The organism is Paenibacillus nitricinens (assembly GCF_052056485.1).
Lineage (GTDB): Bacteria > Bacillota > Bacilli > Paenibacillales > Paenibacillaceae > Paenibacillus_AQ > Paenibacillus_AQ nitricinens.
The window spans coordinates 1,270,621-1,292,120 of the sequence record NZ_CP183948.1; the positions used below are offsets into that span (position 1 = coordinate 1,270,621).

The 21,500-nt window shown below is 43.7% G+C and carries 20 protein-coding genes; 14 read left to right on the forward strand and 6 right to left on the reverse strand.

Annotated elements, in window-relative coordinates; all coding sequences use genetic code 11:
• The first annotated feature begins 233 nt into the window (after nucleotides 1–233).
• Nucleotides 234–800, forward strand: a complete 567-nt coding sequence (locus tag ACN6KS_RS05635) for a histidine phosphatase family protein (protein ID WP_440961544.1) — start codon at nucleotides 234–236, stop codon at nucleotides 798–800.
• Nucleotides 801–876: 76 nt separating this feature from the next.
• Here ACN6KS_RS05635 and ACN6KS_RS05640 read toward each other — a convergent pair whose 3' ends face one another.
• The 4 genes from ACN6KS_RS05640 to ACN6KS_RS05655 form a co-directional block, all read right to left on the reverse strand.
• A complete protein-coding gene (locus ACN6KS_RS05640; RefSeq protein WP_440961545.1) occupies nucleotides 877–1,659 on the reverse strand; it encodes a TatD family hydrolase in 783 nt (260 codons plus the stop codon).
• Nucleotides 1,656–2,789: a copper amine oxidase N-terminal domain-containing protein gene (locus ACN6KS_RS05645; RefSeq protein ID WP_094872524.1), complete on the reverse strand. Its 1,134-nt coding sequence runs from the start codon at nucleotides 2,787–2,789 to the stop codon at nucleotides 1,656–1,658. The genes ACN6KS_RS05640 and ACN6KS_RS05645 overlap by 4 nt, the downstream gene beginning before the upstream one ends.
• A gap of 103 nt (nucleotides 2,790–2,892) precedes the next feature.
• Nucleotides 2,893–3,540, reverse strand: a complete 648-nt coding sequence (locus ACN6KS_RS05650) for a hypothetical protein (protein ID WP_094872525.1) — start codon at nucleotides 3,538–3,540, stop codon at nucleotides 2,893–2,895.
• Nucleotides 3,541–3,677: 137 nt separating this feature from the next.
• Nucleotides 3,678–4,097: a MarR family winged helix-turn-helix transcriptional regulator gene (locus ACN6KS_RS05655; RefSeq protein WP_094872527.1), complete on the reverse strand. Its 420-nt coding sequence runs from the start codon at nucleotides 4,095–4,097 to the stop codon at nucleotides 3,678–3,680.
• A gap of 260 nt (nucleotides 4,098–4,357) precedes the next feature.
• On the opposite strand from ACN6KS_RS05655, the gene ACN6KS_RS05660 reads away from it, so the two are divergent.
• The 11 genes from ACN6KS_RS05660 (at nucleotide 4,358) to ACN6KS_RS05710 (ending at nucleotide 15,688) form a co-directional block, all read left to right on the forward strand.
• Nucleotides 4,358–4,945, forward strand: coding sequence for a sigma-70 family RNA polymerase sigma factor (locus ACN6KS_RS05660; RefSeq protein ID WP_440961546.1), 588 nt, complete (start codon nucleotides 4,358–4,360; stop codon nucleotides 4,943–4,945).
• Nucleotides 4,932–5,690, forward strand: coding sequence for a DUF3600 domain-containing protein (locus ACN6KS_RS05665; protein ID WP_440961547.1), 759 nt, complete (start codon nucleotides 4,932–4,934; stop codon nucleotides 5,688–5,690). Before ACN6KS_RS05660 ends, ACN6KS_RS05665 begins: the two co-directional genes overlap by 14 nt.
• 255 nt (nucleotides 5,691–5,945) lie before the next feature.
• Nucleotides 5,946–7,349, forward strand: coding sequence for a helix-turn-helix transcriptional regulator (locus ACN6KS_RS05670; protein WP_341133894.1), 1,404 nt, complete (start codon nucleotides 5,946–5,948; stop codon nucleotides 7,347–7,349).
• Nucleotides 7,350–7,471: 122 nt separating this feature from the next.
• The gene (locus ACN6KS_RS05675) at nucleotides 7,472–7,645 is read left to right on the forward strand and encodes an aspartyl-phosphate phosphatase Spo0E family protein (protein WP_076284026.1); all 174 of its coding nucleotides are present in this window, start codon (nucleotides 7,472–7,474) and stop codon (nucleotides 7,643–7,645) included.
• Between the two features lie 234 nt (nucleotides 7,646–7,879).
• On the forward strand, nucleotides 7,880–8,965 hold the full coding sequence (locus ACN6KS_RS05680) for a LolA family protein (protein WP_094872533.1): 1,086 nt from the start codon (nucleotides 7,880–7,882) through the stop codon (nucleotides 8,963–8,965).
• A 217-nt stretch (nucleotides 8,966–9,182) separates the two neighbouring features.
• The gene (gene alr, locus ACN6KS_RS05685; RefSeq protein ID WP_094872535.1) at nucleotides 9,183–10,364 is read left to right on the forward strand and encodes an alanine racemase; all 1,182 of its coding nucleotides are present in this window, start codon (nucleotides 9,183–9,185) and stop codon (nucleotides 10,362–10,364) included.
• 214 nt (nucleotides 10,365–10,578) lie between these two features.
• Nucleotides 10,579–10,860: a CopG family ribbon-helix-helix protein gene (locus ACN6KS_RS05690; protein WP_025698676.1), complete on the forward strand. Its 282-nt coding sequence runs from the start codon at nucleotides 10,579–10,581 to the stop codon at nucleotides 10,858–10,860.
• A gap of 3 nt (nucleotides 10,861–10,863) precedes the next feature.
• A complete protein-coding gene (locus ACN6KS_RS05695) occupies nucleotides 10,864–11,214 on the forward strand; it encodes a type II toxin-antitoxin system PemK/MazF family toxin (protein ID WP_042124727.1) in 351 nt (116 codons plus the stop codon).
• Between the two features lie 157 nt (nucleotides 11,215–11,371).
• Entirely contained in the window at nucleotides 11,372–11,980 is a 609-nt protein-coding gene (locus tag ACN6KS_RS05700; RefSeq protein ID WP_440961548.1) for a TetR/AcrR family transcriptional regulator, read from the forward strand.
• 173 nt (nucleotides 11,981–12,153) lie between these two features.
• Nucleotides 12,154–13,353, forward strand: coding sequence for an MFS transporter (locus tag ACN6KS_RS05705; protein WP_094872538.1), 1,200 nt, complete (start codon nucleotides 12,154–12,156; stop codon nucleotides 13,351–13,353).
• 118 nt (nucleotides 13,354–13,471) lie between these two features.
• A complete protein-coding gene (locus ACN6KS_RS05710; protein ID WP_440961549.1) occupies nucleotides 13,472–15,688 on the forward strand; it encodes a Tex family protein in 2,217 nt (738 codons plus the stop codon).
• Nucleotides 15,689–16,251: 563 nt separating this feature from the next.
• On the opposite strand, the gene ACN6KS_RS05715 is transcribed toward ACN6KS_RS05710, so the two are convergent.
• Entirely contained in the window at nucleotides 16,252–17,709 is a 1,458-nt protein-coding gene (locus ACN6KS_RS05715; RefSeq protein ID WP_440961550.1) for a methyl-accepting chemotaxis protein, read from the reverse strand.
• Nucleotides 17,710–18,155: 446 nt separating this feature from the next.
• Nucleotides 18,156–18,917, reverse strand: coding sequence for a DeoR/GlpR family DNA-binding transcription regulator (locus tag ACN6KS_RS05720; protein WP_094874051.1), 762 nt, complete (start codon nucleotides 18,915–18,917; stop codon nucleotides 18,156–18,158).
• A 209-nt stretch (nucleotides 18,918–19,126) separates the two neighbouring features.
• Between ACN6KS_RS05720 and ACN6KS_RS05725 the strand changes: the two genes are divergently transcribed.
• Entirely contained in the window at nucleotides 19,127–19,879 is a 753-nt protein-coding gene (locus ACN6KS_RS05725) for an ABC transporter ATP-binding protein (protein ID WP_094874049.1), read from the forward strand.
• On the forward strand, nucleotides 19,872–21,491 hold the full coding sequence (locus ACN6KS_RS05730; protein ID WP_440961551.1) for an ABC transporter permease subunit: 1,620 nt from the start codon (nucleotides 19,872–19,874) through the stop codon (nucleotides 21,489–21,491). Before ACN6KS_RS05725 ends, ACN6KS_RS05730 begins: the two co-directional genes overlap by 8 nt.
• The last annotated feature ends 9 nt before the right edge of the window (nucleotides 21,492–21,500 follow it).

The following is a 21,500-nucleotide window of genomic DNA, read 5'->3' on the forward strand; positions in this document are numbered from 1 at the left end:
TGTATTTAGTGCAGCTATAATTTGATTTTTTCTCTTTTGGGGTAGAAATGATGGTTTTTAGTTGCAGAAACTACACTTATTTGCTCAGCAGACCCCTTTTTACGCTTAACAGTTGTATAGAGTGCAATTAAGAGACTTTCTAGCTCGCTAGGATCGATTCTTGCCCATAAGGGCTTTTTATGAAGGAGTTCGGATAGAACACGAGAAATTGTAGAGGTAGAGGAGGGGGAAGAATGGCAACTTTTATTTATATGGTAAGGCATGGAGAGTCACCCAAGCTGCCCGGAGGAACTGAGAGATCACGTGGATTAACAGCGAAGGGAGAGGCGGATGCCCGTAAGATAACGGAGAAATTACGTTTCGAAGGAATTGAAGTCATTTATTCAAGTCCATATCTTCGGGCTATACATACGATTACTGGATTGGCGCAGGAGTTAGGGGCAGAGATTCAAAGTGTTGAAGATCTTCGGGAAATTCATTTTTCGGATGGAAATAGGATCATGCCTGACCAGCAGCTATATCCATTACTGGCAACAATGTTTGCTGATACGGATTTTGTTCCGGTTGGTGGAGAGTCCATTCATGCGTGTCAGAAGCGATCAGTTAGCGTGCTGCAGGATATACTGAAACAACACAGTGGGCAAAAGGTTGCGATTGGAACTCACGGTGCAGTCATGACACTTATGATGAATTATTTTGACGCTAAATATGATCTGGATTTTCTACTTCAAACCACAAAGCCGGATATTTATAAAATGGAATTCACAGGCGCAGCGTTAGTGGGTGTGGAAAGGTTGTGAACTCCCAAATTGGGATAAAGCTGTGATTATTCAAAAGGATGGCCTGGCATTCGCTAGGAACCATCCTTTTGTTTATTTACAAGCTATAAAATCGCTTAGTATTCGCAGTCAGTATCTCTTCTGCATGGCTGGAAGTGTGGCCATGTAGAGCTCCCCAAGCGGCAGCAACCTCTCGAATCATAGATGGATGCGTGACTCTGCCCGCAAAAGATCCTTCAAATGGCCAAGGACCATCGGTCTCCGCCATGACAAGCTCTGGGGGATAGCGGCGGGCGAGCTCTAGGATCTCCGTCTCATAAAGGATATCAGGGGTGAAAGAGATGTAGTATCCATTCTTAATCATACGGGCAATGGCTTTTTCGGGTCCCTTAAACCAGTGGAAGTGGGCACGCTTTATACCATGTTTCTCTAATAGATCACAGGCAATCAGCGCATCCTCATAAACAGCGTGCAGGACCACTGGTTTATCTATACGGGCGGCAAGCTCAAGCAACTGATCAAGAAGCTGAATGTAAGGCTCCATATCAAAAGCTTCGCCGCGCTCCTGTGCTTCAGCACGCGAATAATAAGGCAGTCCAATTTCACCTACAGCGATGAAATCCTCCCGGGCTTGACGCTCAATCCATTCCAGCAAAGAGGATAATTCAGCTTTCTGCGGTATGGGTTGCTCTGGATGAAAACCATAAGCTGGGTGTACCACCCCAGGATAGGTAACGGCAAGCTTTTGAGTGCGAACGCAAGAGTCTAAATTCATGGAGACAGCAATCAGGGCTTCGATCCCCAAGTTAGGAAGCTCACTCAACATTTGTTGTGAAACCTCAAGTTCATATTGCTCTAAATGTATATGGGCATCCATCATAGCTGCTTACCCACCACATAAGAGGCATACTCTTCATGAGGCGCAAAGCGTATGGATTCAGGTTCCATTCCATCATTTCCTGATTTGTAGGAAAAGGTTAGTGTGCCAATACTCTCCAAAAATCCGATATAAACATTGGTTTCAGCTTTCAGCTTGCCTTCTTCCACCATGTAGTAAGTCACAGCACCAATCCCGGCTTTTTCGCCAAGATTGCCATCTTCGCCACGATCCGGATAACGCATAGTAACTATAGATGGAGTTGAACCTTTTACCTGAATTTGAATTAAGGCATCGCCTTTTTCATTGGAGATTTTTGAGGTAACAAACGCTGAGGCAGCTTTATCCGCGGAAGGTACATTCATTTCTTTCCACTGGTTAGGCTTAATGACGTGAAGCTCCTGCATAGACATGCCCGTACCTGTTCCTAGCCACAGTATGACTACCACTTCTTCCTGCCCGTCCTGATCTATATCGGCATAATGAATCTCAGGAGTGTAATCTAACAATCTTGGTGCTTCCCAATTAAACGTATGCTTGTTACCGTTCACCTCTACAACAAATCCTTCGTAGGTACCGCCATTTTTGAGGGCAGTATACAGCTTAACTTGGTCATTTTCTGTAGCAATCGCGAGAGGTTCGCTGGGTGTTCTTACGGTAGTACTAACATCCCCTGATGTAATGGAAACTTCATTTTGCGAGGCATTCAACTGCGCAGTGGCACCAGAGAGAGAGTTTAGAGAGTCTGCCGGAATATAAAAAATACCATTTCGTAGAATTGCAGGTCCCCCCAGCTCATTTTGATAACCGTCACCTTGCATATACTCATTGCCTGGCTTCAAAACATATTTACTGCTTCCATCAGAGATAGTTAAGGTTTTCGTAGCATTATCCCATTGTTGTTCAGATGAGTAGTACTCCATGAGTACTTTTGCAGGTACATAGACCTTATCACCTGAGAAAAAAGGTGGGAGAGAAGGAAGAACGGTTTCTCCATCAACGATTAGCTTCAGTGGTGCTTCGGTAGTTTGTGTTTGGTTAATTGCCATTGTTGTATCCATATCTATAGATGCCGATGCTCCGCATCCGGCTAAAAAGAGCGTGATAGCTCCGATTACGATGATTTTATTCATAATTACCTCCGAGGATTAAGTCCAGTCCTCTTAAGTATAGATTAAATCAGCGCGTAGTAGGTCACTTTCTGTAAACAAAGCGGAGACAAGGTTGTTACGTTTGCTATTTATTTAAAAATACGGTCCGAGCAACTTGTGATTTAGAGTCTACCGTTAGACTTTTGCTATAGCGGATCTCCCCAATAGAACAACCCGGTCCGATGACAATATCTTCACCGCAGACGAGTTCTGCTGTCGTTCGATATAACATGATGCTAGTTCCTTCAATCGTTTCGCAGGTAAGCTTCCGGAAGTAGGGGATTAGCGCATTCATTAGCTTCAAAGATGGCTTAACAGTAATGGTACCGCTAGATTTTATGACATCGATTGTGCTTCTGTTTCCTAAACGTAGCTCAATGGAGGATTCAGCAGTTAACCTATGGATCTTCACAGCACCTTCGGCATAAAAGGTTTCGACTGCAGCATTTTGTGCTGCAGAAAAGTATCCAGACGATTGTAGTCTGTCAGCTTGGATGTGTTGAACACGGAGACCTCCCAGATTGATAACCTGTTCGGCTCTACAATGACCTCCAATCGAACAATCACCAGATACTTTTAACTTTGCGGTAGTAACATTGTTCTGTGCACTTAAATGGCCGACAACATCGATGGTATCCGCACGAACATCTTCTTTGAGGGTCAGTGAACCTCTTACTTTCAGCGGTGGACCGATCATTTCCTGGCATTCAAAAGGATCATTAGCATTGGACATTTATAGGGGCCACCTTTCGAAATGTATTTTAATGATTAAAATATATAATTATTATAATATATAGTCAATATAGTATTTTGAACATAAAAAAACTGCCGTCAGTTTCCTGACAGGCAGCATATATAACCCAAAAGCTTTTAGTTCATCATTTTATCCATTAGCACATTTATTTGTTCTAAGGTTCCTGAAATTTTATCCAAATCAGAGGTAGGAAAGGCTTCAAAGATCTGGAGAATCCGCTGATGCCCTTGTTCTGTAAGAACAATGTTGACGACTCTGCGATCCTCCTTCGTCCGCACACGTTCGATAAGACCGGCATCTTCCAACTTATCGCACATCGAGGAAGCGGCTCCGGGTGTAATAACGAATCGTTCGGAGATGTCAGTAATGTTCAAGCTGCCTATAAGCCTGAGCTGGAACAACAGTAGGATCTGATTGTGAGTCAGGGTCTCCTGCTTGGTGATCATATCAATGAAGAACTGGGATTTCTGCTGCACATTTGCCATGGATTCCATAACCTTATGGATAGCATAGTGTTTATCTTGCTCTGTGCTCATAGCCACACTCCAATTTACTTTAGTTCCTAAAATATATAGAAGCTATAATAAGCTTGTCAAGGGAGTTGATGATGTATTGGTTAATGTTAAAGTGTTGGACTGGGAAGATCATCAAACAAGCTTCGGCAGAGTAAAAACACCAGACAGCGATACTTCAACAACTGGAGAGTCACTGTCTGGTTGTCTCCTTAAAATAATTCGAACGATATCTCTTTGATTTACCAATATATAGTGTAAGACCGAAGGAGGGATTGAGAGGGATGAAACATCCAAATGAATATTCTCAGCTCATTGCGCTTACGCTAGCCGGCAGTCGTGAAGCGTATGGTGAGCTATATGAAGCAACGATCCGGGATGTGTATCAGACCGTTCATTTCCTCGTTCGCGAAGCCTCCGATGTGGATGATATCGTTCAGGATATTTACATTCAGGTGCACCGTTCTCTTGAACAATTTGACGTGAACCGTCCCTTTAAGCCTTGGCTGATGGGAGTGGTCATGCGGCAAATTCATGCCTATCGAAGAAAGAGATGGACGCATCTCCGAATGGTTAAAAAAGTAGAACAAACAGATCTAATGCTGGAGCATGATTTCACGAGTGATGTTGTGGACAGGTTATCTAACCGCCGCCTGCTAGCAAGTGTAGAGCGTCTTCCTTTTAAGCTGAAGCAAGTGATTATTCTGCATTATTTAAATGAATATTCACAGGAAGAAAGTGCTGCGATACTGGGTATTCCGCTCGGAACCGTGAAATCCCGTATTCACGCTGCACTACAGAAGCTTCGTCAGAAGCCAGACAATCATACTCTTTTTAAGGGAAAGGTGGAGGACCTGCATGAATTTCAATGAAGAGTTACGGACAGTTCTGCAGGAAGAGGCGAGAAATATAAGTGCCCCACCGGAACTGAAGGAGCAAATACTAAACAGGGCCGTAGCCAAACAAGGGGGAAGACGTATGAAGAAATGGTTTGTAGCAAGTATTATGGCGGCTGCACTATTAATTCCTACTGGAGCTTATGCCGGATATCATTATTTGGCAGACAACATGTATGGGTCCTCTGCAACTGCTGCTACGATAGGAGTAACCCAGCAACAATATGACAGGCTTGAGGCCAAACTGGAAAACGCGAAGCAAAGCTTTGACGAAGAGGAATTCACAAAGCTGATGTCCTTACTAGAGGAATTGGGATCTTATAATCTGCAAATGACCGATGCTGAAGGCGTCTTTCACCTAGAACGCATAGGTGCGAAGGACCAGCAGGCATATAAAGAGCTACAGGCAAAGCTTGAACCTTATTTCGAACAAATAAATGAAGCGAAAACATCAAACAAATCAGTGCAATCCGTAGATCGTGATGCTTTCTGGAATGGCTTGCTTGAAAAAGCTGAACAGAGGCTTACTAAAAAAGAGTTTGAGGAAATCGAACGATTAATCATAGACTTACAAAGCTATGATGCGAAGGTATTTGATGCAGATGGCAGTGTTCATATGGATCGGCTTTCGAAAGAAGAGATACAAAACCAAGAGAAGTTAATCGAAACGCTAGACCCTTATATTAAAAAGCTGGATATGATGATTAAACCTAGCTCTTAGTTGAATTTAAATGCATGTATTGAATAACTATCGATAGCAATATCATAAGGAAAACCATCAGAAAAGGTCTATTACACCTTGTATTCTGGTGGTTTTATCTTTTGCTAGTCTAAAGTCTATACATTGATCACCGAATAATTGCATAATGAAAATGAATAGAAAAAAAGTATTTGACCACTGGAATAATTAGACATATATTTATTAAAATGCTATTTGTTTATCTATGAATTATGTTGGCGGAAGGTGGCTTTGATCATGAAGCAGATGACCATTCGTGCAGAACTGGCGGACTATCTCAAGAAGCAGAGGATAACGATCAATCAGTTCGCAGAGGTGTCTAAGGTAAATTCAGGCACGATCAGTAATATCATCAATGGAAATCGCCCAATAGCCATGCAACAATTAGATCGGCTTACAGAAGGTATGGGATTAGAAGAAGGCTGCTACTATGATTTGTATGTGGATGAGTGTTTTGTTCACTCCAATCCGAATTGGAGACGTCTTAGGCCATTTCTTTATCGCTGTGCAGAGCTGGATAAGCTGGAATGTATTGCACGGGTAGTTGGGATCATGATGGATAGCTTATCTTATACGCCTTCGTTATTTGATACTGCAGAAGATTTTTTTACGCAAGGGAAGCACAAAGCAGCAGCGATGTTATATCAGAGTGTGGCTGAGAGTGAGAAGTATCAGCATTCTGAGCGGCTGGCCCTTTGCCAATACAGGCTTTTCACAATCGCTTTGGGTGAAGATCAGGATGCTAATTTGCGAGCAGCTGTGCAATTTGAAGGATTTGTAAACCGGCTTGATGAGGTGGACCAGCTTGATGCGCTGAAAGATTTGGCGAATACATATAGTGCTTTACGACATTGGGACAAGGTAATGGCAATGGCTAAGGAGATGGGGAATAAAGCAACAATTCAATATCATGCTAAATACGACCGTGCCAGAAAAAGCAGGCTTCAAAAGGAACCTGAAATACCACTATTCTCATATATTCAATACTCTTACGTGTTACGTTCAGTAGTTTATAGAGAGCTAGGAAATTATGATAGGGCTTTACATTATGTTAACATGTATATGGATATGAACTGGATTCGGGAAGATACAGAAGAAGCTTTGCAGCTTATGAATCAATGTATGGAGTGGGCACGGGCTAATATTAACTTGTTGCGAATTTTAAAAGGGGATATAACGGTGTTGCCGGAATATGTGGCATACCTTGAACAAAGGGAGGAAGAGATCCTCTCAGGTCTGTTCAAAATCCTTCAAGCAGCTAGTTATTACCAATTTAACGTAGATGATATCCTTCTGCAGTTTGAGGGGAAAATATCAGATTGCAGAGATCATCATGATCAGCTAGAGATTCGATCCTATAATCAACAAATCTTCGAAGATAGATATACCAACTTGATGGCTGAGATAGCGTTTTATTATATAAGAAGAGATAAATATGAGATTAGTATAAAGTATATAATGGAAAGTTTAGAATATTCAGTAAAAATTAACAGCGAATCATGTATTATAAAGTGTGTTGGAATGTTCGAAGAGCTTCGACATACAGTATCTTTAGAAACGCAAAAAGAATATCGAATCCTAATTAGTAAGATGCGGCGAATCAACGAAAAGAAAAATGGCTTTGTTGTTAGCAGTGCATAGTAACGTAATTATTACCGTCCTTCTGCTATTTCTTAGAATCATTTCTTTATAGTACTGCACTTATTTGTAAAATATAGAATTTGACATATACCTCTAGTATATTAATTTGAGGAGGTAGTGTAATGAATAATCCGGAAATTATCCAAAAGAGAATAGAGGGTGCTAGAGCCAAACTTTATTTAATGGAAAGGGAATACGGTGGATTGTTACATCCAAATGTGATCAGACAGTCGATGAGGTTGGATGAATTAATCAATCAGTACAATAAAGCAATACATAGCGATAATGAGAGTTGAAACAAGAAACTGATCGTATAATTTTCTCTCTATTCAAAAGATAAGACCTACATAATGTTATTACATTTCTGTATAAAACATCAAGCCGGCGCTATGCGTGGGCTTTTTTTGTTTGTATGTTCCTAAAAAATAAATCTAAGTCCCAGCTTGTCATGCCCGTCTGCATATTGCGGCCAAGTCCCTCATAGACATGTACTAATCAATGCATTCAAAACAGGTTAAGGGGATGATGTCATGCGCCGGACAATATGGGTACTCGCGATCATTATGAGCGTGGCCCTGGTGATGACGGGGTGCGGGAAGAAGGATGCCGCTTCCGTGGTCAAGGATTTGAACAATGTGGCCGACAAGTTGGAGAGTAAGCAGGGAACGTACCAAGCTTCAGGCATTATGACCCTATTCACCGGCGAGCAGCCGCAGGAGTATAAGGTAGAGGTATGGTACAAGAACCCTTCTTATTACCGTATCAGCTTGGCGAATGTACAGAAGGATATTACGCAGATCGTGCTTCGTAATGATGAGGGAGTGTTCGTACTTACACCAAGTATGAATAAGAGCTTCCGCTTCCAGAGTGATTGGCCGGACAATCAAGGTCAGGTTTATCTGTATCAGACACTAGTTCGGGGCATTGTCTCAGATAACAATCGTCAATTTGTGGAAGATGGAGATAACTATGTGTTTGAGGTAGCTGCGAATTATCAAAGCAATGCGCTTGTTCGGCAGAAGATTTGGCTGGATAAAAAGACTTATGAGCCTAAACAGGTTCAAGTCTCTGATTCTGAAGCCAAGGTAGTTGTAGACGTGAAGTTTGACACCTTTAAATTCGATACAGATTTCACTAAGGATTCCTTTGATATGCAAAAGAATATGACTACAGGTGCTGCTTCAGAAAGTACAGTAGCTCAGGTTGACGAAAATGGAAATCCGGTTGTAGTTCCTGAGGGTCAGGAGCAAGAGGGGCAACCTGTCGCTGCTGAGCTGGGTGACTTTGGTATTATCGAACCGGGGTACGTTCCGGCAGGTGTCGAGTTGAAGGACTCCCATAAAATGGAGGGGAACAAGGATCATGCTGTTCTCATCCGGTATGACGGGGTTTATCAATACACCATTATGGAAGCCCGTCCATTGGATCGTGCAGTAGCATTGGCTCCTGGAACGCTGATAGATCTTGGTTTTACCGCAGGACTTCTGAGTGGTGATGAGCAGCAGACTTTGACTTGGATGTCTGAGGGTATAGAGTATCGAATTACAAGTGCTAATCTTCCTGTTAACGAAATGATGCAAATTGCCGCTTCTATGGAGGCACAATCGGGTAAATAATATAAAGTAGGCGGATACTGCGTTTTGTGGGATTCTTTCCTCTACAACGTAGTATCCGCCTTTCTATATTTGCCAGCGCTCCAGCCGCTTTGAACTGAAGCGAAAAGATAACTGGAGCTCACATTGACAGCCACCTTCCGTAGCATTACCATGAGTACTAAGACAATGATCATTACAGCTATGACGTTTTACTACAACGTAAGAAGGTGACTTTGAAGTGCAAGCAAGCTATCGACCGACAGTAGCCGAAATTAATCTGGATGAATTGCGTGCCAATTACGAAGCCTTTCGCCGCTACTTGCCGGCAGAGACAAAGTTTATGGGATGCGTCAAAGGAAATGCGTACGGCCATGGAGCAGTGGAAGTGACACGGGAACTGGAAAGACTCGGAGCAGATTATGTTAGTGTGGCTTTTTTGGATGAAGCATTGGAGCTGCGTCAGGCGGGAATACTGATTCCTATACTGGTGCTTGGCTACACTTCTCCTGAAGGAATAGCCGTTGCCTGGGAGAACCATGTAACTGTAACACTGTTCACACCGGAAGTATTAGAGGCTATTAGACAGCTTCCTATAGATCCGGAACATCGGCTGAAGGTGCATATCAAGATTGATAGCGGGATGGGGCGACTGGGTCTTTTACCAGCTGACGCACCTGCATTTATCTCTGAAGTGCAGTCTGTTGCGCAGGCGGAGCTGGAGGGTATGTTTACCCATTTTGCCAAGGCAGACGAACTAGACAAAAGCTATACACTGGAACAGCATCGACGGTTCATGAGCGTGGCGGAAACGCTGCGGGAGCAGAACATTCAGATCCCGATCATACATACGGGCAATAGCGCTACGGCCATTGATTCACCTTATTTATCCAGCAACATGGTGCGGGTAGGCATCAGCTTGTACGGATTCTATCCCTCAACTGAGGTAAACCGTCAGCTGGTAGAACTACATCCGGTAATGACGCTGAAGACGCAGGTTGTATATGTGAAGAGCCTGCCTCCTCATTGGGGCGTCAGCTACGGCACTCGGTACTTCACAGACAGCGAGGAGATTATCGCAACGTTACCTGTGGGGTACGCAGATGGATATTCCCGCATGCTAACTGGCAAAGCGGAGGTGTTAATACGTGGACGCCGCGTTCCTGTCGTCGGAACAATCTGCATGGATCAGTGTATGGTATCACTCAAATCTTTCGCTGAAGAAGCGGAACAAATTAAAGCAGGCGAAGAAGTTGTACTCATCGGCCGTCAAGCTGACGTGATGGTCACGGCAGACGAGTTGGCTCTCCATCTTGGAACGATTCACTACGAGGTAATTTGCATGCTGGCTCATCGGGTGCCGCGCGTTTATATCCGTGAAGGCACACTTCCTAAATTAGTAAATGCTCTGTTACAATCTTAAAGTTCTTGACAGTGATGTTATTCAAGGGAGAAAATAGAAGGAATTGTATCGTTTTAGGAGATATGACTAAAAGCCTATACGAACCGCCATTTCTAGTTTATAATGGGATGCAGCATACTTGATATACTGGCGGCATATATTCCTTGTATAAAATTCCTTGTATATTGCAACACTGGAACACAAGGGCAGAAGGTTTGTGGGGGTGGAAGAGAAGGTGGCCAATTTGCAGAACACCAAAAGAATCATGATCAGCTTGCCCGATCATCTCTTGCAGGAAGTGGACGGAATTGTTCAATTGGAGAATTCCAACCGGAGTGAATTGATTAGGCAGGCCATGAAGCTGTATTTGAGCGAACGGAGGAAACGTTCTATCCGGGAGTCCATGCAGCGCGGCTACATGGAAATGGCTAAGATCAACTTGACCATGGCATGCGAGGCGTTCCTCGCGGAGGAAGATGCAGACAGCACTCTTGGCCGCTTAGTAAGCGGGGTGTAGACATTGATCGTTAAACGTGGCGATGTTTTTTTTGCTGATCTTTCGCCGGTTGTAGGTTCTGAGCAAGGCGGAGTAAGGCCAGTACTGGTAATCCAGAATGATATTGGCAATCGCTTTAGCCCGACGGTAATTGTGGCCGCAATCACGGCCCAAATCCAGAAGGCTAAATTACCTACGCATGTGGAAATTGACGCAGCAGCTCATGGCTTTGACAGAGATTCTGTTATACTGCTAGAGCAGGTTAGGACGATTGACAAACAACGCTTAACTGACAAGATCACCCACCTTGATGATGAAACTATGAAGAAGGTGGATGATTCGCTGCAAATCAGCCTTGGACTGATTGATTTTTAATCATCCTAGGGTTATAGATAATCCATGAGATAGGCGCTCGGGTACGAATCCGGGCGTCTTTTGATGTGCATTTTTACGAACTCATGGTAAAAAAGGATTAGGGGTTCACTTTTACAAAATGTTCTGATAACATTAGACCGTACGGTCGGTTTAGGGGGTGCTTAGAATCAGAGGACGTTCAGACGGAGAAGAAACAAAGAAACGAATTGTACTTAAAGCCACACAGCTGTTTGTTCAGAAGGGGTATGCAGCTGTAACGATGAATGAGGTTTGCGTAGCTTCGAATGTTAGTAAAGGCAGCTTATATCATCATTTTCCGAGCAAGGATGAACTTTTTCTATTTGTAGTAGAAGAGGATACGGCGCAGTGGTTACAGGCGTGGGAAGATAAGAAGAAGGAAATCTTTGGTGTTCAGGAGCGTTTATATGCTTTAGCCGAGCACTACGCAAATGATTTTCAGAATCCGTTGATTCGGGCGCTTGAGGAATTCTCAAGAAGTAGAGCTCATCCGGAGGATATCACTAAGCGGCTTGTTCTTTTATATGAGGCTGCCTCGCATGCGTGTCGCGACCTACTGAAGGAAGGCATGGACACTGGGTATTTTATAAAAGGTGACATAGAGGATTATGTGATTATTGTAAATGGCATGCTTGAAGGGATCGGAAGAGTTTCCGAATACTCCACTCATGAAAAGACTCCGGATGATATCAAAAAATATTACCGGGAATCAGTACGATTGTTATTACAAGGGATATATACGGGGTAACATATATGGGGGCATGAAAGAAGCTTTACATTCAGGAATCATGAAGGCTGAAGCTTCTTGAAGGCACCGGAAATGGAAGGACTATTTTTTTGGCTATAATTTAGACCGGATGGTCGGTCTCTACAGGGAAACTATTTGAAGACTTGGCTTTAGAAGCTACGGAGGTTAACACAATGTCATTACTACTTAGAAACAGGGGCGCTATGCTGCTTGTTATGCTTAATATTTTTCTTGCTTTTACAGGGATCGGACTTGTAGTCCCTATCATGCCTACTTACATGAATGAACTCGGGATCACCGGAAGTACCGTTGGGCTGTTAGTGGCTTCATTCTCCCTTGCCCAATTATTAGTATCGCCATTCGCGGGCAGGTTATCCGATAGAATTGGCAGAAAAAAAGTGATCGTTGCAGGTCTGATCGTGTTTGCTTTTTCAGAGCTGCTCTTTGGTCTGGCGAATGTGTCCTGGCTCTTGTTCGTTTCAAGATTGCTCGGTGGTGTAGGCGCTGCGTTAATTATGCCAGCGGTTATGGCTTATGTAGCGGACACGACCTCTTTTGAAGAGAGAGCGAAAGGTATGGGGCTTATTAATGCAGCCATTACTACCGGATTTATTATCGGTCCAGGGATTGGAGGTTATCTTGCTGAGCTTGGCATGCGGGTACCCTTTTTCTGTGCGGCTGGTGCGGCTGGGATCGCAGCTCTAATCACAGTTTTAATCTTGCCTGAGTCTCTGTCTGTAGAGAAACGGATGGAAGCGAAGCAATCGAAAAATAATCAGGAGAGCTTCTTCACGCAATTGATGCGTTCCTATCGTGAACCTTACTTTTTCGGGTTAATTATTGTATTTGTTATGGCTTTTGGGTTGGCTAATTATGAAACAGTGTTCGGATTGTTCGTGGATCATAAATTTGGCTTTACCCCTAAAGATATTGCTTTTGTGATTACCTTTGGCTCGATCGCCGGTGCTGTGGTGCAGGTATCCGCATTTGGCTGGATTCTGAATAAATTCGGAGAGAATAAGGTTATCTCCACTTGCCTTATAACTGCTGCAATGTTTATTCTGTTGACCCTGTTTGTAAGTGGCTTCTGGGCGATCTGTGCGATTACCTTTGTCGTATTCTTGGCTATGGATATTCTTCGACCAGCGGTAGGCACCCAGCTATCCAAAATGGCGGGGGAAACGCAGCAAGGCTTCGTAGCAGGGATGAACTCTGCTTATACGAGTCTTGGAAATATCGCAGGGCCAATCGTTGCAGGATATCTTTTTGATCTAAGTATTAACTTTCCATATGTGGCAGCGGCGGTTGTTCTAGCGTTATGTTTTGTGCTGTCACTTAGTTCTGGAAAAAGGGGAATGGGACAACGCGCGTAAACTACCCAATCTGCCTCCTCTCTAGGCTGGACTTTGGAACAGAGCCGATCTGTGATACTATTTTAGTTATGAGAACAAGAATTGTATAAGCAGATTGTGTACGGGAAGAGGGATACTAATGACGGTAGATAACAGCAATACGGGAGTCATTACGGATGAGGCGGCCGCACAGCGGGAGCAGGAATTGATTACTGTAGCGATTGCCAAGGAATTGAACATTAGCCTGAAGCAGGTGCGTACAACGGTTGGACTGCTGGATGAGGGGAATACGATCCCGTTCATCGCCAGATACCGCAAGGAAATGACGGGTGAGCTGGACGAGAATGCGCTGCGTGATATTGAAGAACGCCTGGCTTATCTTCGCAATTTGGGCGAACGTAAGAAAGACGTTATCCGCAATATTGAAGAGCAGGGCAAGCTGACCAAGGAACTTCATGATCAAATCACCAATGCGGTCAAGCTGCAGGAAGTGGAGGATTTGTATCGTCCCTTCAAGCAAAAGCGTAAGACTCGTGCTAGTGTTGCGAAGGAAAGAGGCTTAGAGCCGCTTGCGAACTGGATCATGGAGCAGCAGAGACAAGGGGACCCACAAACCGAGGCTACCCAATATATAGATGTTGAAAAAGGAGTGGAGTCCGCAGATCAAGCGCTGCAAGGCGCATTGGATATCATCGCCGAGAACATTGCCGATGATCCTGCGATCCGCTCTTGGGTTCGCCAGTATACGGCAAGTCAAGGTATCCTTGTGTCTGAAGCTAAGGATTCCGAGCAGGAATCTGTATATGAGAACTACTATAGCTACCGTGAACCTGTACACAAAATGCCACCTCACCGTATACTCGCGATTAACCGCGGTGAACGGGAGAATATACTCAAGGTAGGCATTGAAGTGGTCACTGACAAAATACATGCTTACATTGCGCGGAGAATCATTAAAGGCCCATCCCCAGTGAAGGAACTGCTAGAAGCAGTGTCAGAGGATGCCTACAAACGTCTGATTTCTCCCTCTGTGGAGCGTGAGGTTCGTGGGGAGATGACCGAGCGGGGCGAGAATCAAGCGATCTCGATCTTCTCTGGTAATCTACGCAGCTTGCTGCTTCAACCGCCTGTTAAGGGACGCTGTGTGCTGGGTGTTGACCCTGCCTACCGTACCGGCTGTAAGCTGGCCGTCGTAGACGATACTGGTAAGCTGCTTGAAGTAGCCGTGACCTATCCTACGCCGCCGAACAACAAGAAAATTGAAGCTGCTGCTAAGTTTAAAGAACTAATCGCTAAATATGGCATTCAGCTCATCGTGATCGGGAATGGGACAGGCTCTCGTGAGACCGAACAATTTACGGCAGAAGTGATCGCCGAAATTGGCGATCCAGAGCTGGCTTACCTGATCGTTAATGAGGCTGGTGCGAGTGTCTATTCTGCTTCTAAGCTGGCGCAGGAGGAGTTCCCGGATCTGGATGTGGCAGAGCGCAGTGCAGCTTCTATCGCCCGCCGTGTGCAGGACCCGCTGGCGGAGCTGGTGAAGATCGATCCGAAAGCTATCGGTGTGGGTCAGTATCAGCATGACGTCTCCCAGAAGCATTTGGAAGAGAGTCTTAAGGCTGTCGTAGAATCGGCGGTTAACCATGTGGGCGTGGATGTAAATACGGCATCTCCTGCCTTGCTCTCTTATGTGGCTGGCGTTAACGGTACGATTGCTAAAAATATCGTTAAATATCGTGAAGAGAACGGTAAGTTCACGACTCGGAAGCAGCTGCAAAAGGTCCCTCGTCTGGGTGCGAAGTCCTATGAGCAATGTATCGGCTTCCTGCGGATTCCAGGTGGAGACAATACCTTGGATCGCACACCCATTCACCCCGAGTCATACCCGGTGGTGGATCGCTTGTTCCGCGAGCTAAGCCTTGATGTAAATAAGCTGGGCAGCAAAGAAGTGGCTTCACAGCTGGAGGCACAAAATGCCGAGGAGCTGGCTGTGAAGCTGGATGTCGGCGTGCCTACGCTTCGCGACATCCTGGAGAGCTTGCAGCGTCCGGGCCGTGATCCGCGCGAGGAGCTGCCGTTGCCGATCTTCCGCACCGACGTGCTGAAGATCGAGGATCTGGTTCCCGGCATGGAAATGCAGGGAACCGTCCGCAACGTGATCGATTTCGGCGCATTCGTCGATATCGGGATCAAGAACGATGGGCTGGTGCATATATCCCAGCTCAGCGGCAGCTTTGTGAAGCACCCGATGGACGTTGTCTCCGTAGGAGACAATGTCACCGTCTGGGTGATGGGTGTTGACCTGAAGAAGGGCCGGGTCAGCCTGACCATGCGTCCGCCGCGTGTTGAGGCATGAAGTGTGAAATAACTATGGAGTAAGAACTGCTCCATTGTTCATGGAAATAAGCAGTATACAATCTCCAACAGTAAAACAGTGGCATTCATGGACGGAAAGTAGGTCCTGAACTGCCACTGTTTTTTAAATTATGCAATGTGAAAAATATGGATAACACCAGCGGATTCTGAATGTACCTCATTGCGTTTTGGTATTATGCTGCTTCAAGCCCTGGTCACAGAAGAGTCGCTAGATGTGGTTAGGGTGATTTAGTTATTTATAGGAGCTGCGTTCTACGCGTTCGGCCGTACGTAAACCTCTTCAGGGTCAATCCACTAGAACTATGGGGAATTTCTCCCTATAATTCTTTCATTGAAGGTTACTATGATAGAGTTTAGGGAATTTCTCCTTATATCTCGACTAAAATAGTTGTATTTAAGGAAATTCTCCGTTTTATAGGGAGGATTTCCGTATAACCTAGTCATAATGATAGATTAGACCTAATTTATAGGGAGATTTTCCTTATATCACTTATCACCTAAGCAAAGTTCTTGGCTACACAGGAGTAAATTCTTTTTCCTAGCTTAAGAGGATTTGGTTAGTTTGTCTAACTTAATAGCTAACTCATTTAGATTGCTGATGCTAATCACCGTTTCAGAAACATGTTGTTGCTGGACCTCAGCGCTAGCGAGGACTTGTTCAATAGCTGCGGTATTCTCTTCGGTAATTGCAGCCACTGAATTAACTTCGCCCAGTACAACGTTGGATGCGTGCCTGATATGAACGCTCCTGTCCTTCAGGTCTTCTGCTTGTTCAAGCACCTGGTGTGTATTATTTCGAATGCCCTCGAATAATCGAGCGATATCACCAGTGGAATTTCTACCTGATTCTACAACTAGCAACCCGTTAGAAACCATATCACCAACCCGCGTAATATTATTTTGAATGCTTCTGAGAATCTGGGCAATGTCCGCGGATGCATTGTGGGAGCTCTGTGCCAATTTTCGGATTTCATTGGATACGACTGCGAAACCTTTGCCGTGTTCCCCCGCATGAGCGGCTTCAATGGAAGCATTTAGAGACAAAAGATTCGTCTGCTCAGCAATGCCTACGATGCTGGAAACAATCGATTCAATCTTCTGATTTTCTTCATTCATTTGTGTCATCAAGCCAGCAGTACTCGTCACGATTTCTGTAACTTCAGACATAGTTCCAGTTAAGCGAATGATTTCATCTTGCCCCTCTTGTGTAATTTGAACCGTTTCACGGCTTCTATTACTCATGGAGACGGAGGCAGCATTTGCCTGCATAGCTGATTCGTTTAACTGCTGCATAGCATTTGAGATATCGCTAACACTCTGTGCTTGTGATTCAACTCCACTAGCTATCTCTTGGAAGGCGGTTACGACTTCTTTGGAAATTCGATCTGTTGTCAGTACGTTGTTATGCATTAGGTTACTAGATTGACTCAGAACTCCTACGGATTCAGTAACGCCTGTAAGAATGGTCTCCATTTCCGCTCTGGCATGTTCAGCTTCGATGCTGCTCTTAGACATATTTTTGAACATTTTCGCACCAATCTGACTCTGATAGATCAGAACCAGTATCATCATGATGAGAAAAACGTTAACACTTAAGGCATCAACGGATTCAAAAGCCGGTTTGGTCATCAGAAAATAGTTGAGTAAGATGCAAGCTATCACTCCATTAAGGAGTAAGGGGCGATAGTTGTGATAAAGGGATACGATGCCTAGACCCCAATATAGAATTAACGTACTAATGATGTTTGCCCCTGCATCGATGTAGAAGTATGTAATGATATTAAAGCCAATAGCTGTTATGTACATAATATAGGGTGTAGCCACACGTTTCCAGATTAGTATCGTACACAATAATCCAAGGGGTAACGCTGCTGATATAATCGCCATGATTGTTTGTGGAAATCTGTAAAGCGAAATTGAACCGAACAACAAACAGCCCCAAAACAAGTAAAGAATTAATTTGTTTCTCTTGTGTAACTCGGACATCTGATTCAAGGGCATATTCACACTCCATAATGTAATAGTACTTCTGATTTTTTAGTTTAAGAGATTCACGAAATGATGTCTATGATGTTAAGTTCAAAGATGTTCAGAATATAATGTCTGGAAGAGTAATTAGGGAAAACCTCCCTGAAAATAGCCGATAATTGCATAAAATCAATGGAATAAGGGAATTCGTCCCTAAAAATTGGGGTGATTTCTAAATTTGCTAACGAATCTGCTGAATTATAGGGAGGTTCTCCCTAATTAGTAGTCTTCAGCGCAAAAATCACTGAATTATAGGGACATTTTCCCTAATGGTCTATGAGGGTATCGCTTTTCTGATTGAGAGTGTGTATCGCGGCATGGAGAAAATGATGCTTGAGCAAACATGCAAAATAACGCTTCTCGAATATCGGGAGAAGCGTTATTTACGTACGTTTGTGATCGTCAGAATGATAAAGCTATTATTCCGCAATAATCAAGCTCGTGCGTTTAGGTTTAAACTTCTGCAGGAAGCTTCGATCTATATTACGGTCGGTAATAATGTACCCAATTTTATCGAGTGAGGCGATACCGATGGTCACATCTTTCCCGAATTTAGTATGGTCAGCGGCAACATAAACTTCTTTGGAGAGATCGATAATTTTTTTGCGCGTTTGGGCTTCCTCCAGATTATAGTCGGAGATGCCTTTTTCAAGGGTAATGCCGCTTGCGCAAATAAAAGCCTTAAGGATATTTAATTCACTGAAATTAAACAGATAATCATATGCAATAACAGACTGCTCATTTAGTCGGACCTTTCCGCCAATGATAATAAGCTCAACCCCACTGTTCATCAGCTCGTTTACCACAGGAATGGAGTTCGTAATGACCGTGAGATTCTTTTTATTCTTGATATATTTGGCGATCTGATAGGTGGTAGAGCCGCTGTCCAGATAGATGCAATCCCCATCGTTGATATATTCGCTGCACTTTTGGGCGATCATTTTCTTTTCCTCTAAGTGACCGACCATCCGCGCATCCATTGGAGATTCAGCAAACTCCGATTCCACCAGTTTAATTCCACCATAAATCTTCTTGATCTTCCCTTGCTTGTCCAGCAGGTTGATATCTCTGCGAAGAGTATCGATAGAAATATTAAGCTCTTCTGCTAGCTCCGGCAGCTTCTGAACCTTTTTGAACATTAAGATTTCTATGATTTTCTTTTGTCTTTCCAGTGGAAACATGTAATCACCCATTCAAAGTTTATATCGCTTTCGATAGTTGAAGTATAAAGGGATTAGTATAGGGTGGCAACAACTCCTTTGTAAGTTAGTCATAATATGATTATAATGTAGTCACAACTTATTTAAAGTTTACATACATTTTACGTAATTGTTTATCCTCAAAAACAAAACCTTTTTATACTGAGGTTGTACTTGAGGAGGTGGAACCTTTGCTTAAATTACAAAACATAAGCAAGCATTACGATAACAAGGTTGTTCTAGAGGATATTAGTCTAGACATCCAAGCAGGGGAAATTGTCTCCTTACTCGGCCCCAGCGGGAGTGGCAAAACCACCTTGCTAAACATCATCTTGGGATTGGCTAAGATGGAGCAGGGGCAAATCATTTTTAATGATCAAGATTTAAGCAATGTACCCATGAAGAAACGCGGATTTAATATAGTGTTCCAGGATTATGCGCTCTTCCCTAACTTAAATGCTTACGAGAATATCGTTTATGGTCTAAAAAATAAAAAAGGATTAACGTCGGAGCATGAGCTTCAGGAGTATATCGAGTTTCTGGAATTAAAGCCGCATTTAACGAAGAAGATCGGCGCTCTATCGGGTGGGCAGAAGCAAAGGGTGGCTTTGGCAAGAACGCTCGTAATGAAGCCCAAATTATTACTGCTCGATGAACCTCTAAGCGCACTGGATGGAATCATCAAGGAATCTATTAAAGCCCGGATTAAATCCATCGCCAGAGAATATAAGCTTACGACGATTATCGTCACCCATGACCCTGAAGAGGCGTTAACTCTGTCGGATAAAATTCTCATCATTAATCAAGGTCATATTGCCCAATTCGGAACGCCTCAAGAGATCATTCAACAGCCTAGCAATGATTTTGTAAAAGAATTTATTCTGGGGCAACTGCAAGTGAAACGGGAAAATATTTATAACCTGTTCGGTGAGCATTATGCCTAAAGCCAAACCGGAAATGCGGATCATTTTTATCCCCATTGTATTGTTATTTGTTGTTTTTCTGATTTTGCCGCTGACTGTGTTATTCATCCGCTCGTTTGAGACGGGTCAAGGCTATTCGGTATCCAATTATCTCACCATTCTGGCAGATCAAGAGATTCGAGAGTCCATCGGAAATAGTATGAAAGTCTCTGGTGTTACGGCAATGATCACGACGGTTCTAGCCTTTATCCTAGCCTATTCTATCCACTGTACAAGAATCTATCGCCCGTTAAAAAGCATTATTAGAACTGGAATTCTAATCCCGATGCTGCTGCCTACAATTACTTATGGATTTGCGATCATGTACTCTTTTGGCAACCAGGGGCTGATTACTAGAATCTTCGGACGGAATTTATTCGAGATTTATGGATTTAATGGTCTATTGATAGGCTACGTAATTTATACCTTACCTTCTGCTTTCCTGCTGATTCATAATTCGTTCAAGTACATTGATAAAAAGTTCATCGTCGTATCCAAGCTTATGGGGGATGGGACGCTGCGAAGCTTCATGAACACCATCGTTCGGCCTTTGTGGGGCACGTTGGGAGGGGCGTTTGTACTTTCTTTTATCCTAAGTTTCACGGATTTTGGGATCCCTGCATCGGTGGGGGGGACGTATAACGTGGTTGCTACTCAGCTGTATCAGGTCATGCTTGGGGCTATACCGGATTTCAACAATGGGGCAGTTATTGCTGTACTGATGTTAATACCGGCGGCGTTCGGGGTTGTGTTGTTAACGTATCTTGAAAAATTCAATTTCCATTATGACAAGGTGACTGAAATCGAGATGATCCCGAATAAAGGCAGAGATTCGGTTCTTGGACTAATCTCATCCGTGATTCTAATCGGGCTGCTGGCGGTATTCGCTGTCATGTTCGTTGCCCCGCTGATGAATGGCTATCCTTATGATCTAACATTTACGTTCAAACATTTTGTGGATGTTTTTCAATCAAGCGATTTGATCAATGTATATAAAAATTCCTTGCTGGTAGCAGCATTGACGACAATTGTAGGTACGATCGTGGCTTATGCGGCGGCTATGATCAATGTGCGTACGCCCGTAAAAGGGAAAGCGACATTCGACATCCTATCGATGGTGACGAACACGGTGCCAGGTATGGTCCTTGGTCTATCGTATTTACTTCTGTTTAATAACAGCAGTCTCAAGGGGACTTTTACGATTCTTGTGCTCTGCACGCTTGTCCATTATTTTACAACGCCATATTTAATGGCTAAGAATTCTTTGGCAAAAATGAACCCATCATGGGAGACCACTGCTGAATTACTAGGTGATAGTTGGCTGAAAACGATCCGCCGGGTTATTCTACCGAACTCTGCATCCACGGTGATAGAGATGGTCAGCTACTATTTTATCAATGCGATGGTGACGATTAGCGGAATTATCTTTCTAGTGACTGCCCAAACCTCGGTAGTTGCGAGCAAAATAAAAGAGCTGCAGCATTTCGCCAAATTTAATGAGGTGTTTGTCCTATCCATCCTGATCTTTTGCACCAACCTGATCATTAAGCTCCTAGGTGACTATCTCCAGAAACGGCAATCAAACTCTCGTTGATTAACGATT

What these genes read in the sequence shown, in the direction of transcription:
- ACN6KS_RS05660 (WP_440961546.1), top strand. Translation starts at nt 4,358, where the DNA reads ATGAAACATCCAAATGAATATTCTCAGCTCATTGCGCTTACGCTAGCC.
- ACN6KS_RS05715 (WP_440961550.1), bottom strand. Translation starts at nt 17,709, where the DNA reads ATGCCCTTGAATCAGATGTCCGAGTTACACAAGAGAAACAAATTAATT.
- ACN6KS_RS05720 (WP_094874051.1), bottom strand. Translation starts at nt 18,917, where the DNA reads ATGTTTCCACTGGAAAGACAAAAGAAAATCATAGAAATCTTAATGTTC.
- ACN6KS_RS05680 (WP_094872533.1), top strand. Translation starts at nt 7,880, where the DNA reads ATGCGCCGGACAATATGGGTACTCGCGATCATTATGAGCGTGGCCCTG.
- ACN6KS_RS05710 (WP_440961549.1), top strand. Translation starts at nt 13,472, where the DNA reads ATGACGGTAGATAACAGCAATACGGGAGTCATTACGGATGAGGCGGCC.
- ACN6KS_RS05640 (WP_440961545.1), bottom strand. Translation starts at nt 1,659, where the DNA reads ATGATGGATGCCCATATACATTTAGAGCAATATGAACTTGAGGTTTCA.
- ACN6KS_RS05705 (WP_094872538.1), top strand. Translation starts at nt 12,154, where the DNA reads ATGTCATTACTACTTAGAAACAGGGGCGCTATGCTGCTTGTTATGCTT.
- ACN6KS_RS05650 (WP_094872525.1), bottom strand. Translation starts at nt 3,540, where the DNA reads ATGTCCAATGCTAATGATCCTTTTGAATGCCAGGAAATGATCGGTCCA.
- ACN6KS_RS05665 (WP_440961547.1), top strand. Translation starts at nt 4,932, where the DNA reads ATGAATTTCAATGAAGAGTTACGGACAGTTCTGCAGGAAGAGGCGAGA.
- ACN6KS_RS05645 (WP_094872524.1), bottom strand. Translation starts at nt 2,789, where the DNA reads ATGAATAAAATCATCGTAATCGGAGCTATCACGCTCTTTTTAGCCGGA.
- ACN6KS_RS05655 (WP_094872527.1), bottom strand. Translation starts at nt 4,097, where the DNA reads ATGAGCACAGAGCAAGATAAACACTATGCTATCCATAAGGTTATGGAA.
- ACN6KS_RS05675 (WP_076284026.1), top strand. Translation starts at nt 7,472, where the DNA reads ATGAATAATCCGGAAATTATCCAAAAGAGAATAGAGGGTGCTAGAGCC.
- ACN6KS_RS05635 (WP_440961544.1), top strand. Translation starts at nt 234, where the DNA reads ATGGCAACTTTTATTTATATGGTAAGGCATGGAGAGTCACCCAAGCTG.
- ACN6KS_RS05730 (WP_440961551.1), top strand. Translation starts at nt 19,872, where the DNA reads ATGCCTAAAGCCAAACCGGAAATGCGGATCATTTTTATCCCCATTGTA.
- ACN6KS_RS05670 (WP_341133894.1), top strand. Translation starts at nt 5,946, where the DNA reads ATGAAGCAGATGACCATTCGTGCAGAACTGGCGGACTATCTCAAGAAG.